Below are 12,653 nucleotides of genomic sequence, written 5' to 3' on the forward strand. Positions count from 1 at the left end.
GGTCCGACGCCGTCGGCAGCTTCCAATCGGATCATCTGCTGCCCGCCTCCCGCCCAGGATCTCACACGCCGTTCCGTCGTATCGACGACATCAACAACCCGCCCCCTGAGCACTTGCCGTAGCACGCCGGAGCGACAGTAGATTGTCGCTCCCACCAACTGCAGTCCGGCTGGACCACAACCTGCGGCGGGCCCGGGTAGACAACGTCAGGTTCGGATTGATCATCCCATCCCAGTAGAGCACGGCGATCGCGCAGCTCCCGTGCGACGCGACGGGCTGATGGTCGTGGCTCGGTGAAAAGGAGATTGAGGGAAAAGCTGTCCCAGATTCGGCTCGCGAGAATGATCCAGGGTGCCCGGCATGAATGGATTCACTAATCCTTGAGGCGGGAGTACGCTGGCGTCACCGAATAGCCGTGCCATCCCAGGCACACACGGACAATGCGGCCTCTGCGGTAGCTCGCACGGTCTCCTGTCCGGGCCTGCCCAGCGTGAGCCCGAGCTTGCTGGCTCACTGCATAGCCGAATAGAGCCACCAGATATTGACGTGTGCCCCGGAGGCAGGCGGCGTCTTCTTCTGCCAGGTCAGGTGTGGCGTCGACGAGAGCAGGCGAAATTCTTTGTGGATGGGGACAGGGAGCATGAAGAACGATCGGCCGTGCAGCGGCACGGCCATCCTCCCTGAATTCCCAGCGGGCAAGCCACTCAGCCCTTGCGGGCCCGGCAACGCTTCATCTAGGAGATCTGGGCGAGCCTGCTCCGGCTGCTGACCTCGACTTTTTACGATCGCAGAAGCCCTGACCTGACGTGTTGCTTCGGGGGAACTCTCAGGGAAGCGCCGCGCATGTTCCATGACCTCTCTATATATATAGGGCGTGAAATCGCCCACGGGCGCACCACTGACGTGGTGCGCGCGGGGTTTATTACGGCCGCTCGCATTTTGACGTTTGGCTCAGGGCGCGGCACGATCACTGCACTCGGTCGGGCTGATCCTGCCGACGCACTATTTAAGGCAAGTCAACATGGTTAATCCAATTTACCCACACACATCGCTGGACGCGATGCAACTCATCACCTTCAAGTACGCCAACGGCTCCAGCATGATGGCCGAGCTGCTGCCCCAGCCGCGGGTCGGCGGCGCCACGATCACACGGGTCGATGTCCAGATCATCAGCGCCCGCTGGTCCAACGTCGTTCAGCACTCGCTGCCGACGCTGGTGCAGGCCGGAACCCGGGCGTTTCTCGACGCCCAGAAAGATGCTGCGCAGCAGAGCACGACTCACATCGCCGAGATCCTTGTCACGGGCGAGGAATTCCTCACCAAGCATGACATGCTGCAGATCTCGGGCAACCTGCCGGTGACAGTCGTCTGACGAGGGCCACGCTCTACTGGGAAAAAGCTGGCCGGCGTCAGCCGGTTTTTTTTCGGGCGTCGCACGCCGCCCGGCACTGGGCTCATACCGGCCCCGAACTGGAAAGCGACATGGAAACCACTAGCAGCCCCATGCGTTGGCCGTTTTTCTTGGTACGTACAAGTCGCCAGAAAATGCATTATAAGGCATTTATGCTTGTTTTTGATGCTTTTACACTGTGCATGATAACCGTACTTATCAAGCACACGGAAAATAAGGTACGGGTCACCTAGCACTCAGCACACGCCCCCGCCTATAATGTGACCCATTCGCGTGTGTACCGCGCTGGCGCTGGGCCGGCGGGCCGCACGGCTATTCCTGACAGGGGTCCCCATGGCTGAAGTCGCCACCTCCGTGCTTGTGCAACGCCCGCCGCTGGCGGACATCAAGGTACCGTTCGAAGGCGACCTACTAGAGCGCGGGCCGGTCGCTCATCGGCTGACCGCCTACTTGCAGCGCCTTCAGGTGGGGGCCGTGATCGCGATCGACGCGCCCTGGGGTGAAGGCAAGACCTGGTTCGGCCGGCACTGGGCCAAGAAGCTGGAGAACGATGGCCACCGCCTGGCGTTCATCGATGCCTTTGGGCAGGACTACGCGGAAGATGCCTTCATGGTGTTGTCGGCGGCGGTCCTCAAGCTTTGTGCCGAAGACGCCACAACGGTCGAGGAGGTCAAGCGCCGCGCCGGCGAAGTCATGCGCGCGTTGCTGCCGGTCGCAACGAAGGCGGCCATCCATCTCGCCGCCACCGCCCTCGGCGCCGGGGCGATGGTGACCGCACTCAACCAGGTAGCCGGCCTGAGCGTCGACGGTGATGAATTCGCGGCGGTCGCCAAGCAGGCCGGCGGCAAGGCTGGCGACGTGACCGCCGAGTGGGTGAAACGTCGTCTCGGTCAATGGGAGGCCGAGCAGAGGAGCGTGGAAGGGTTCCGTCAGATCCTCGCGGAGTTTGCCCAGCGGACATTCAAGGAGACGGGCAAGCCCGTCGTCGTCGTCGTGGACGAACTCGACCGCTGTCGACCCGCCTTCGCTGTAGCGCTGCTGGAGCGCATTAAGCATTTCTTCGACGTGCCGCACCTGGTGTTTGTCCTGCTGATGAACCGCGATCAACTGGAAAAGGCCATCCGTGGCGTGTACGGAGCCGAGACCGACGCCACGGCCTATCTGGGCAAATTCCTGCACCTGTCGTTGCGTCTGCCCAAGGTACAGGAGCGCGACTTAAACACGGATCACCCAACGCGCCGATTTGTCAGGTCGGTCGCGGCCGATCTTGGTCTTCGAGACGGGGACTTTGTGGCTTACTTCGCGGCGACTGCGGTCCTATTCAATCTGTCCCTGCGCGAGATCGAGCGCGGCTGCACCCTCTTTGCACTCACCGACGGTAGACAGGAGGCGCTGCGACCCTATCTGATCGCGCTCAAACTCAAGCGCCCCGACCTTTATCACGGCTTAAAAGATCCTCTTGGCGCAGATGGAGCGCATCGCGAATGCTCCGCATTCTTAGATGAAGAATTGGCCAGGCTGGTCCGGGAATTGAGCAGGCAGTGGCAGAAACCCGTGGCGCGGCATGACTTGGGCTTTCTCGGGTCGTATTTAGATGGCCTGCTTTGCTTTCACGGCATTTTCGTGGGACGTCGTGGTGCCATGACGGAGGAGGATTCCCGAAAGGCCAACGAGGCCATGCACGGCATTTTCGGCCCACGTGAGCCGGAGCGCGCGTTCGCCCGGGCATTGAGCGCCATCGACCTGGACGTCCAGTAACTTGCGACGACTCCCGTCCGACGCAAACCACCACCACAACCCATGGCCTTCCGCGACCCTCAAACGTTGCAGCAACTGACCCGCGCTCACTTTCACGCCGCCGCCGACGCGTGGCGGGCGGGGCGGCGAGCGGCCTCGCTCCGACCCACTACCGACTGGAACGTGGAAATCAACGGGGGATGGTACCCCACCAAGGCGATCACCGGCGTCGCCCATGAACTGGCGGGCTTTGGCGAATTGACTCGCGAAACGCTCGCCGGGGATGCCGCCCGCCGCCGGTTGAAGGCGCTCGGCTTCGAGCTTGATCGCCGCCTGTCGAAGCGGGCCGTGAAAGCTGCGCACGTCGAAGCCGCCGCCCGCGACCTGCTTGCCGCCGGCCAGACCGAAGCCTTCGATTTCCGCGGCAACCGGTGGCTCGTGCAGGTTGGAGATCACTGGTACGGATACCGGAATCTGGTGCGCCGGGCCGCTCATTGGGCCGGGCTGCCGGAGATCCGTGATACGAACCTCACCGAACCACAGGGTGGCCTCTGGCGCGATCGGCTGCGCGAGCTGGGCTTTCGCCTCAGCGTGGAGGAGCGCGAAGGGCCTGCGATCGCGCCCCGCGCTGAAGCCACCGCCGAAGACCTGACAGTGGACGCCGTGCGCGCCGGCGCCGCGGCCTGGGATGCCAAGGACGCCGCATTCCAGCAGGCGCATGCCTCCACGGGCTACAACGTCTGGATCGACGGCGAGCCCTATCCGCCCAAGGCGATCGGGCTGCTGGCCGCCGAATCGCTGGGCCTGGCGCCGCCCACCGGATACGGCTACGGCACCATGAACGGGCCGTGGTATCAGAAGCTGGCTGCGCTCGGATTTCCGGTCCTGCGCAAGGGCGAGACGCCGGCTGGCGACGGGGATCGGGAAAGCCGAGCCGCCGCGGACGTCGAAGCGGTCAAGGCTGACCGGGCGCTGGACGCCACCACAAAGCAGCGCCTGGTAGACGCACGCTTGGGCCAAGGACGCTTTCGCAGCCAGCTTGAGGGCCATTGGGATGCAGCGTGCGCCGTGACGGGCGTGCGGGTCCGCGCGGTGCTGCGAGCCAGCCACATCCAGCCGTGGGCCACCAGCAACAATGACGACCGCCTGGACCCACACAACGGCCTGCTGCTGGTGGCCAACCTCGATGCGCTGTTCGACCGTGGACTGATCAGCTTCGCAGACGACGGCACGTTGCTGGTCGGCAAGGGACTGCCAGACGATGCCGTGCGCGAGCTCGGCCTGGGTCAGCTGCGCCTGCGGGATGACGCCAAGGGGGATGCTGCCCGGCGTGCCGCATTCTTGGCCGTGCACCGGGCCAAGTACCGCTACGACGATGCCGCATCAGCCTGAACCGGCCATGGGCACCGCCGCCATCGAGGACCTGGAAACAGCCCCGTCCAAGCGAAGCCCGCGCCGGCGGCGGCGCTCCGTCACGCGTCGGCAGCTGCATCGCGGGCATTTCGGATTCCTGCGGGCCATCATTCAGGGGCTGCACGCACGGGCCATGTGGGAACGGTACCTGATGGAAGAGGGCGAAATCGAGGCCGATCAGGAACTGCTCGCACGCTCCCCGGAGGTTGAGGAGGCCGACTGCGACACCGATCCCGCCGCGCACGCCTTCGCCGCCCATCCCAAGGTCCGCCGGGTCACGGCGTGGCTGCGCAGCGAGCTCGTCGCCGCCGCGACCCGGGCCCAGCGCCCCGGTACCGCTCGCCGCCTGAAGCTGGAGGCCAAGGACCTCCGGAGGCTCGGCCAGAAGGGGCTGGGCCTGCCGTCGCTCGAGGAGTTTGTGGCCGAGACCGGCATGGACGGCTTTGGCGAGTCCGAGCAGCTGGCCGCCTACGAGGAGCGCTACGGCAACGCCCTGAAGCGGGAGTCCAAGCGTGCCCGGATGATGCGTCGCCAGCTCGAGGCCATCGACTGGCTCGAGGAACGGTACGCCCAGCCCGTCCTCACGGGCGACGCCTGCCGCGCGTGGCTGGCGGAACCCCTCGCGGAGCGGCTGGAGGCGGCCGGCGTCCGGACGCTGGAAGATCTGCTCGATCGCATCGACGGCCTGGGCGCCGCCTGGGCGCGCGGCCTGCCGGCGATCGGCGCCGGCAAGGCGAGGGCAATCGAAGCTTTCCTGGCCACCCACGCGGAGACGCTGCGCCGGTCGGTCGGCAACCACGTGACCGTCCCGCGCCGCAAGCGCTACGCGCACGAGTTAGCCATGGTCGTCCCCCGCGGCAAGGAAAACGCTCTGGTCCCGCTCGACAAGCTTGTGCTGCCCGCCCATCTGGACGGTCGGGACGGCGCCTACCGCCTGCCGCAGGCCCGCTGCCTAATCAACGCCCACAACGACTACGAGGCGGTGCTGTCCTGGCTGCGCTCCAAACCCGGCCTGGCGCCGGACCAGATCTTGGGCCTGCGGGAAAAGCGCAAGGATGTCGGCACGGGGCAGGGGCCTTATGACTGGCTGCACTACCTGTCAAACACCCAGCGCGCGTACCGGAAGGAAGCGGAGCGCTTCCTGCTGTGGTCGATGCTGGCCAGGGGAAAGCCCTTGTCCTCCATGGACACGGATGACTGCATGGCGTACCGGGACTTTCTGGCCGACCCGCCGGAGGAATGGTGCGGCCCGCGCTCGCGGGAGCGTTGGACACCCCTCTGGCGGCCCTTCGAGGGACCGTTGAATCCCCGCGCCCAGGGCTATGCGATCGGCGTCCTAGCCAACCTGTATGCCTACCTCAACGCCAAGAACTACCTGGCCGGCAACCCGTGGCAGGGCATCCACGTGCCGACCAGCGCCAAACCGGAGCTGGACGTAGGCCGAAGCCTGACCGAGGACCAGTGGACCTTTGTCAAAGGATGTCTCGCTCGCCTGCCGGCTACGTCCATCCATCGGCGGCTGCAGGTTGCCTTGCCGCTGCTGTACTCGACCGGCCTGCGCCTGTCGGAGGTGGTCGCCGCCAGAACAGACGACCTGGAGTGGGTCTGCCTGGCCCAGCCCGGTACCGGCGATCGAGAGGAGGGCTGGTGGCTCAGCGTGATCGGCAAGGGGAACAAGCTGCGCCGCGTTCCGGTACCGGATGCCACGGTCGAGACGTTGGGCAAATACTTGGAATCCCGGGGGTTCGACCCTGATCCAGCCCGGTGCCGCGGTGTGGCGCTGCTGGGCCACGCAACCGACCAAGCGGAACGGGCAGGGGGGTGGGCCAAGGTAGACACGGCCCCCGCCGAGGCGGGATTGGCGGCGACCACGTTGTACCGGCAGATCAAGCGGTTCTTCCAGGCGTGTGCACTGGAGCTGGAAGCGGTCGACCCCCGGGGCGCCACCCGCCTGGCCGCGGCCAGCACACATTGGATGCGACACACCCATATTTCCCATGCGCTGGCTGCCGGCGCACCACTCGAGACAGTCAAGCAGAACGCGGGCCACGCTTCGCTCGATACCACCACCCGGTACGTCACTACCGAGGATGCGCGGCGTATGGCGGCAATGAAACGCTTCTTTGAAGGAGACAATGCATGACCCTGCTCCTGAACAACCAGCAGATGCGGTTCCTCCAGGCCATGGATGACGTCGGTGTGAAGTATCTGGTGATTGGCGGCTGGGCGTTGCGAGCTCACGGCGTCAATCGTCGAACCCATGACCTCGACGTGTGGGTGAGTCGATCAGGTGACAATCCAGAGCGGATTCACAAAGTTTTATGCGGCATGTGCGGGCCAGGTGCAGATCGTTTCCTGGGGCCGCTACACGAACCTTTGAAACGGCTGGCGATGCCTGACGCGGCAAATCCTGAGATCGACATCCTGACTTCCATCGGCGAGCTGGATTTCGATGCTGTCTACGCCGCAAGCAATATGGCAAACATCGGGACTATGCCGCTCCGCGTACCCAGTGCCGCCGATCTATTGCGAACGAAACAAGTCGCAATTGCCTCGACGCAGGAGCGTATCGACAAAGCTGAATGGCATGGGCAAGAGCTCCACCAGGCCGAACTGCAGATGGCGAAGGACCAGGCTGATATCAATCTCTTGCAACATAAGCTATAAGTTCGCCACCTCGACAACGTGAACGGTCATCCGTGTCCAGCACGCTAGAGCTTCCCCACCTCGAATAGGTAGATGGGATCGCGCACGGGCTTAGGCAAGCCGTTTACTTAGCGTGGAACCTTGCGAGGAAACCGGCTAGGATTGACCTTCTTTAACTACAGGGAAACCTATGAAATACGAATACACCTTTATGGACATGACCCACGCTGTCGAGGGCGAACCCGAAACCGCCACCATGCTCCTTCAGATCACCACGGACGTGCCGGTACCTCACCTGGACAAGGGCAATACGGTGCGCCCCAAGAACGCACCAGTTGCCTGGCTCGTCGATCGAGTGTCCATGAACCTGGAAAAGCTCGGCGAAGGCGTTATCGGCATCGCCGTCTTCGTAGTTCGCTAAGTCGAAAACAACCGCTCTACCACCACGCGGCAAGATAGGGCGGTGCTGAAGCCTCTCTCCCGATCATGTCTTTTTACTCGCTCGAACTTCCCGTTTTCCAGGAGCTCGCCACCACATCATCCCCGATGCTGGTAACGGTCGACTCGCCCGAGTGGGCGAGGAACGCGTCAGAGCAATTGGGCTACTATTTCAAGCGCGAACTGGGGTTCGATTTTCCTCCGATGGAAGCCAGCGAACGAAGGGGGCATTCCAGCTTTGCGCCATACGAGATCTACCTCTTTCACGAGACCGCGTACGACCTCCTAGAGGAAGACGGTCCCGTTTCTAATCGCGTATTCGGCGCATGTGGACTACGACACGCCACCTTCGAGAACGAAACCGAGCCCCGGTGGGAAATGCAATGGGTATGGCTGCACCCGTTTTTCCGGCATCGCGGCCACCTGGCCAAAGTCTGGCCGTTTCTCCGTCAGCGATACGGAGACTTCCTCATCCAAAGGCCGTTGTCTCCTGGCATGGAAACATTCATCGCCAAACACGATACCGCTCACCGCCCGCTTGACTAAGCAGCGCCCTTAACTGTGTATAAGTTCACCGGCCAGACGACGTCACGCGTTAGGAAAACCGTCTCTTGAGGAAGAAGATCAAGGGCTGAAAATGGAGATCCAACAAACAACGGAAGCACCCAATGCTCAAACGAATCAAGCGCTGGTACGTAGGTGAGTGGATTATTGAACCGGGTACCTTAGTCGGCGACACGGCGTCTCCCATCTGGCCATCAGCGTATAGGGAGTATCACTGGACTGCTAGGACAGTGCGGTTCGCCGCCAGGGCGATCAAGAGGCGGGGCGGCAACGTCCTAGTCGTCCTCAGCTGCCTCGCCTCGTGTGTGGCCATCGCCGACTACGCTTTTTAGTAGGCGGACCCGCCGCTAGCCCCTCGGCCGGTCCACGGACGGCCCGGCGTCGATTGACGCTCTTCGCACTGAAATCGAGGCTTCCTTGTGCTTGTAGAAGCTTCAACTTGGACCATGAAGCCCGGCATCCTCATGTGATCTATTGTTGTTGTCTAGGCTAAGTTGAAATGTCCAAGCGGACTTCCTGATTTAGCCCCTACAAGTTGTTGGATACATAACATTTATTACGTTAAATTCGAGGACGAGGCCGACGTGCCAACGGCACTCTCTCGCCTGGCCGTTGCGTTTGAACCTACAATGAGCGCCACCCGCACAAAGCCCTGAAATATCGCTCACCGCGCGAGTTCAGACGGACTGCAGTGTCATCAACCTAGCGGTGTCTGCGTGTCCTGAGGTACAGGGGCAACTCCAGTCATTCCAAACTGGTTTTTCGGACTGATGATGTTGCTAGCGTTTGCACTGTGTGCATTTGGAGCGGTGCTTACCGATACCAAATCCGCCCGCATTGTTCAAAGTACCATGGCCGTGGTGGGGTTCACGGGGATTGCATGTTTTATCTTGAAGCCGTAGTGGCGGTGCAAGACCACTGCGGCTACGTCATCCAGCGCGACCCGCGCTGACAACAACACCGGCGCATGCGCGTCCCGCACCGGCCGGCAAGCCGGAAGACACAAAGGAGCAGCATGGAGTACCAGATCGTGAAGGTGGGCGAGCCAATGGGTGTGAATGCAGCTATTACCGAGTTGATGAAGCTCGTAAATGCCGCGACTGCCAACGGCTGGAAGCCTACAGGCGGCGTTTCTATCACGATGGTTGGCGGTGTCACAGTCGGCTGCCAAGCAATGGTCCGCGAGGACTGAGCAAACCGCCACAATTGACGCCAGCAGCGAGCGTCACGGTAGGGCCGCCCGTAAGGCGGCTTTTTTTACGACACGCGCCCCTGCCGATAACTGTGCTTATCGGCATGGCGGCAAACACGCTTTTCCAGGCTGTGAGAGCTTATGTTAAATAATATCTGTGCTTACGCTTTGTAGACTGCAACGCCGGTCAACGCCTTTGCCTGCATCGCCGCCTGCCACCTTTGCTCTGGGGCTGTGCGCTATTAAGCTGCCCTCCGCGGGTCAAGCCGGTGCACCGCCTTCAGCACCTCGGCGCTTTTGCCTTACAGGGATCTGCGGCTTCAGCTTGCCAACCTGGCCGTCGAGGATAAAGTTCCGGTGGCAGAAAGCTTCAACGATCTCCATCATCGTCGCTAGTTGCTCTGGCCGCGGCTTCCAACCCCGATGTGCTGCTGCACCGCCGGCATCGGCAAGAATAGCCAACGCCTCTTTCTCCGCCTCCCCCACTTTTCCGGAGACGTAAAGAGCGTTTAGTTTCTCTTGAAAAGTCTTAGCTGGGTCGATGCCCAAAAGCTCTGTCGCGCGGTCGAAAGCTGTTCTCATTCCTGTAGCAGAGAGAACCGGCAGATCAGCGTCCAAGCCGGAATACACCTCCTGTAGGATGCTGTGCAGGACATTGTCGATGGCGCCTAGCTCGTCCAGCCACGAAGGACGGATGCGTTTCAAGGGAGATGGCCAGTACGAATATTCGGCCTCGTAAACTTCCTGTAGATGGCCGGCGGCATCGTAGTGATAATTGACGTTCTCGGAGAAGACCTCAGCACTCTGAAAGTAAACACTGTCGCAACCCCGGCATTTCAGAATGCGATAGTCAATTTGCCCCCAGATGGGATGTTCATCGTCCTGCCATTTATGTTGATAAGTGGCGACGATCTCGGCATTCTTCCCTGCCCCGCATTCAGGACAGTGTCCCTTGATTATCGTTTCTACGACGGACATTAGTTTTTCTCTCTAGTGTTTCTAGACGAAGCCTGGGTGCACGCGACGTTCGGATCGGCGAACATTATAGACACCGCGTCGCACAGATCACATCCACCGTAGGACCAGCGCCGATACCGCGAGCCCTTTCAGACGCCGAAGATTCCATTATCAAGACAGCGGAGGCGATCATGTCCGGAAAAAACATCCATGTAGTACCCGCCGGTGAACAAGGTTGGGCCGTCGAGGCCGCTGGGGGCGGAAGGCGTGAGACTTTTGATACACAGGAAGCCGCGATTCAGGCCGGCACCGAGCGCGCCAAGGCCGACAAGGTTGAACTGCTTATCCACGGCCGCGACGGCCAGATTCGAGAGCGCAACTCCTTCGGCAACGACCCGCGTAATATCCCGGGCTAACCTAAGCCCTTGATCAACACTTTTCTGCCGGTGAGTTCCCCGGCGGCCCGCCTCTGCGGATGCGCTACGTCGGTGGGTGGCGGGTAAGGTAATGCGCTTTTCGCCTACTGTCGGCGACAGTTGGATTGACTACTCTGCTGGTATCCCCCCATTTCAGGAGTGCAAGATGGCTGCGCGCTCTATCGCCTCGCTGTCGATCAGCTTCGGTCTCGTTTCGATACCAGTAAAGGTGTTCTCCGCAACCGAGAGCAAAGCTGCGATCGGGTTCAACCTCCTGCACAAAGGGTGTGGATCTAGGTTGCGGCAACAGTACATCTGCCAGCGCGAAGGTGTGGTGGTCGATCGAGCTGACATGGTGAAAGGTTACGAGTTCGAGAAGGACAAGTACGTCATCTTCGAGCCCGATGAACTGAAAGCCCTCGAAGAAGCCACTCAGCACACCATCGACATCATTGCCTTCATGCCGTTGGCTGCGATCGACCCAATCTACTACGACAAGGCGTACTACCTGGGGCCAGACAAACGCGGCGGCAAGCCTTACAGCCTGCTATCGGAAGCGCTGCGCGCGACTGGCAAATGCGCGTTGGCTAAATGGAACTGGAAGGGCAAGCAATACATGGTGCAAATCCGCGTCGGCGACGATGGTCTGATCCTGCAGCAGCTCCTTTACGCAGACGAAGTTCGCTCGATGGCGGATCTGCACGTTGAAACCGTCGGCGTGTCCAAGGCAGAACTTTCGCTCGCCGAACAACTGATTGAGCAAAACTCGGTCGCCGGATACGAGCCGTCCGAGTACACCGACGAGGAAAAGCAACGCATCCTCGCGCAAATCGACAAAAAGATTGCAGGCCAGGACATCACGGTGGCATCCGAAGCGCCCGGGGCCGCTACCGGCGCCGAGGTCATCGATCTGATGGATGCGCTTCGAAAGAGCATTGGCTCCACTAAGGCGGCGCCTGCCGCGAAGAGCGAGGCTAAGGAAACCACTAAGGCCCCGGCGCGTCGAAGCGCGAAGCGTGCGGAGCCCGCGCCAGTTGCACCGGCAAAGAAGACAAGGAAGCAAGCGTGATGCGTACCTACTCCTTACGCGAGGTCCTTGACCTTATCGGCATACCGCGAAGCGCTGTAATGGGCCTCGTCGCCGCCGGAGTGGTCGCGCCTGAGCGAGGCGGACATGGCGAGTATTGTTTTGGCTTCCGCGATCTGGTTGTGTTGCGGACCGCCGCGGCGTTACGGAAATCGCATATCTCCGCAGGCCGCATCAAGGAGTCGTTGCTTCGTACCAAAGCTATCACCGACAGCGCGTCTGCTGCGTCGTTGCGTGCCGAAGGTCGAAACATCGTAGCCCGCGCCAGAGGCGACGAGTGGCTGGCAGACTCCGGGCAAATGCGGTTTCAGCTATCGCAAACACGGGAACCCGCTGACGTCGTCACGCATCGGGATAACGACGCGACAGAAGCATACCGGCTCTACGAGGCCGGCAGGCTATTCGAACGGCAAGCGCGGCATGCGGAGGCTGAGGACGCTTACCGCAAGGCGCTTAAGCTCGATCCCTCATTGCACGCGGCGTGGGTAGACCTCAGTGCTTTGCTTTGCGACCATGGCAATTGTGGAGAAGCATTAAGGCTGCTGGCAGAGGCACGTATTCGATTTCCGGAAAGTACCGCACTGCTCTTCAATCAGGCACTGGCATTGGAAGACCTCGGTGATTGCATTGGCGCGCAGCATGCCTACCACGATTGCCTGCGTCTAGACCCATTGAATGCCGATGCCCATTTCAACCTGGGCCGACTGTACGACTGCGCGGGTCGCCCTCAGGAGGCTTTGCGCCACTATAACCAGTATCGGATGATCACGAACTGAGACAGGGAGTCGAGGG

The 12,653-nt window shown here is 61.5% G+C and carries 13 protein-coding genes and 1 pseudogene; 12 read left to right on the forward strand and 2 right to left on the reverse strand.

Annotation, left to right across the window (positions count from 1 at the left end; translation table 11 throughout):
* Positions 1 to 510 precede the first annotated feature (510 nt).
* The gene (locus FFS21_RS32475; protein ID WP_225934859.1) at positions 511 to 675 is read right to left on the reverse strand and encodes a hypothetical protein; all 165 of its coding nucleotides are present in this window, start codon (positions 673 to 675) and stop codon (positions 511 to 513) included.
* 385 nt (positions 676 to 1,060) lie between these two features.
* Between FFS21_RS32475 and FFS21_RS13555 the strand changes: the two genes are divergently transcribed.
* The 9 genes and pseudogenes from FFS21_RS13555 to FFS21_RS13590 all read left to right on the forward strand — a co-directional run bounded on the left by FFS21_RS13555 (position 1,061) and on the right by FFS21_RS13590 (position 9,401).
* Complete coding sequence (locus FFS21_RS13555) at positions 1,061 to 1,372, forward strand: hypothetical protein (RefSeq protein ID WP_225934860.1); 312 nt, start codon at positions 1,061 to 1,063, stop codon at positions 1,370 to 1,372.
* A 372-nt stretch (positions 1,373 to 1,744) separates the two neighbouring features.
* Positions 1,745 to 3,169, forward strand: a complete 1,425-nt coding sequence (locus FFS21_RS13560) for a KAP family P-loop NTPase fold protein (RefSeq protein WP_137925336.1) — start codon at positions 1,745 to 1,747, stop codon at positions 3,167 to 3,169.
* 42 nt (positions 3,170 to 3,211) lie between these two features.
* The gene (locus FFS21_RS13565) at positions 3,212 to 4,540 is read left to right on the forward strand and encodes an HNH endonuclease (protein WP_137925337.1); all 1,329 of its coding nucleotides are present in this window, start codon (positions 3,212 to 3,214) and stop codon (positions 4,538 to 4,540) included.
* A gap of 7 nt (positions 4,541 to 4,547) precedes the next feature.
* Positions 4,548 to 6,704, forward strand: coding sequence for a site-specific integrase (locus tag FFS21_RS13570; protein WP_137925338.1), 2,157 nt, complete (start codon positions 4,548 to 4,550; stop codon positions 6,702 to 6,704).
* A complete protein-coding gene (locus FFS21_RS13575; protein WP_137925339.1) occupies positions 6,701 to 7,228 on the forward strand; it encodes a hypothetical protein in 528 nt (175 codons plus the stop codon). The genes FFS21_RS13570 and FFS21_RS13575 overlap by 4 nt, the downstream gene beginning before the upstream one ends.
* A gap of 169 nt (positions 7,229 to 7,397) precedes the next feature.
* The gene (locus FFS21_RS13580; protein WP_137925340.1) at positions 7,398 to 7,628 is read left to right on the forward strand and encodes a hypothetical protein; all 231 of its coding nucleotides are present in this window, start codon (positions 7,398 to 7,400) and stop codon (positions 7,626 to 7,628) included.
* Positions 7,629 to 7,693: 65 nt separating this feature from the next.
* Positions 7,694 to 8,191 (forward strand): hypothetical protein, encoded by a 498-nt coding sequence (locus tag FFS21_RS13585; RefSeq protein WP_137925341.1) that lies wholly within the window; start codon positions 7,694 to 7,696, stop codon positions 8,189 to 8,191.
* A 593-nt stretch (positions 8,192 to 8,784) separates the two neighbouring features.
* Positions 8,785 to 8,915, forward strand: a pseudogene (locus FFS21_RS32915) (IS3 family transposase); the annotation flags it as partial.
* Between the two features lie 309 nt (positions 8,916 to 9,224).
* Positions 9,225 to 9,401: a DUF1737 domain-containing protein gene (locus tag FFS21_RS13590; RefSeq protein ID WP_137925342.1), complete on the forward strand. Its 177-nt coding sequence runs from the start codon at positions 9,225 to 9,227 to the stop codon at positions 9,399 to 9,401.
* Positions 9,402 to 9,662: 261 nt separating this feature from the next.
* Here FFS21_RS13590 and FFS21_RS13595 read toward each other — a convergent pair whose 3' ends face one another.
* Positions 9,663 to 10,379: a DUF4145 domain-containing protein gene (locus tag FFS21_RS13595; protein WP_137925343.1), complete on the reverse strand. Its 717-nt coding sequence runs from the start codon at positions 10,377 to 10,379 to the stop codon at positions 9,663 to 9,665.
* A gap of 170 nt (positions 10,380 to 10,549) precedes the next feature.
* On the opposite strand from FFS21_RS13595, the gene FFS21_RS13600 reads away from it, so the two are divergent.
* The 3 genes from FFS21_RS13600 (at position 10,550) to FFS21_RS13610 (ending at position 12,637) form a co-directional block, all read left to right on the forward strand.
* Positions 10,550 to 10,774: a DUF2188 domain-containing protein gene (locus FFS21_RS13600; protein WP_137925344.1), complete on the forward strand. Its 225-nt coding sequence runs from the start codon at positions 10,550 to 10,552 to the stop codon at positions 10,772 to 10,774.
* A 166-nt stretch (positions 10,775 to 10,940) separates the two neighbouring features.
* Positions 10,941 to 11,843 (forward strand): non-homologous end joining protein Ku, encoded by a 903-nt coding sequence (ku, locus tag FFS21_RS13605; protein WP_137925345.1) that lies wholly within the window; start codon positions 10,941 to 10,943, stop codon positions 11,841 to 11,843.
* 59 nt (positions 11,844 to 11,902) lie between these two features.
* A complete protein-coding gene (locus tag FFS21_RS13610) occupies positions 11,903 to 12,637 on the forward strand; it encodes a tetratricopeptide repeat protein (RefSeq protein ID WP_171020409.1) in 735 nt (244 codons plus the stop codon).
* Positions 12,638 to 12,653 lie beyond the last annotated feature (16 nt).

It is taken from the genome of Cupriavidus sp. 2SB, assembly GCF_005503625.1.
Taxonomy (GTDB): domain Bacteria; phylum Pseudomonadota; class Gammaproteobacteria; order Burkholderiales; family Burkholderiaceae; genus Cupriavidus.

Bases quoted from the DNA above. Each gene is read 5' to 3' on its own strand.
- FFS21_RS32475 (WP_225934859.1), bottom strand. From the start codon at position 675: ATGGCCGTGCCGCTGCACGGCCGATCGTTCTTCATGCTCCCTGTCCCC.
- FFS21_RS13555 (WP_225934860.1), top strand. From the start codon at position 1,061: ATGCAACTCATCACCTTCAAGTACGCCAACGGCTCCAGCATGATGGCC.
- FFS21_RS13560 (WP_137925336.1), top strand. From the start codon at position 1,745: ATGGCTGAAGTCGCCACCTCCGTGCTTGTGCAACGCCCGCCGCTGGCG.
- FFS21_RS13565 (WP_137925337.1), top strand. From the start codon at position 3,212: ATGGCCTTCCGCGACCCTCAAACGTTGCAGCAACTGACCCGCGCTCAC.
- FFS21_RS13570 (WP_137925338.1), top strand. From the start codon at position 4,548: ATGGGCACCGCCGCCATCGAGGACCTGGAAACAGCCCCGTCCAAGCGA.
- FFS21_RS13575 (WP_137925339.1), top strand. From the start codon at position 6,701: ATGACCCTGCTCCTGAACAACCAGCAGATGCGGTTCCTCCAGGCCATG.
- FFS21_RS13580 (WP_137925340.1), top strand. From the start codon at position 7,398: ATGAAATACGAATACACCTTTATGGACATGACCCACGCTGTCGAGGGC.
- FFS21_RS13585 (WP_137925341.1), top strand. From the start codon at position 7,694: ATGTCTTTTTACTCGCTCGAACTTCCCGTTTTCCAGGAGCTCGCCACC.
- FFS21_RS13590 (WP_137925342.1), top strand. From the start codon at position 9,225: ATGGAGTACCAGATCGTGAAGGTGGGCGAGCCAATGGGTGTGAATGCA.
- FFS21_RS13595 (WP_137925343.1), bottom strand. From the start codon at position 10,379: ATGTCCGTCGTAGAAACGATAATCAAGGGACACTGTCCTGAATGCGGG.
- FFS21_RS13600 (WP_137925344.1), top strand. From the start codon at position 10,550: ATGTCCGGAAAAAACATCCATGTAGTACCCGCCGGTGAACAAGGTTGG.
- ku (WP_137925345.1), top strand. From the start codon at position 10,941: ATGGCTGCGCGCTCTATCGCCTCGCTGTCGATCAGCTTCGGTCTCGTT.
- FFS21_RS13610 (WP_171020409.1), top strand. From the start codon at position 11,903: ATGGGCCTCGTCGCCGCCGGAGTGGTCGCGCCTGAGCGAGGCGGACAT.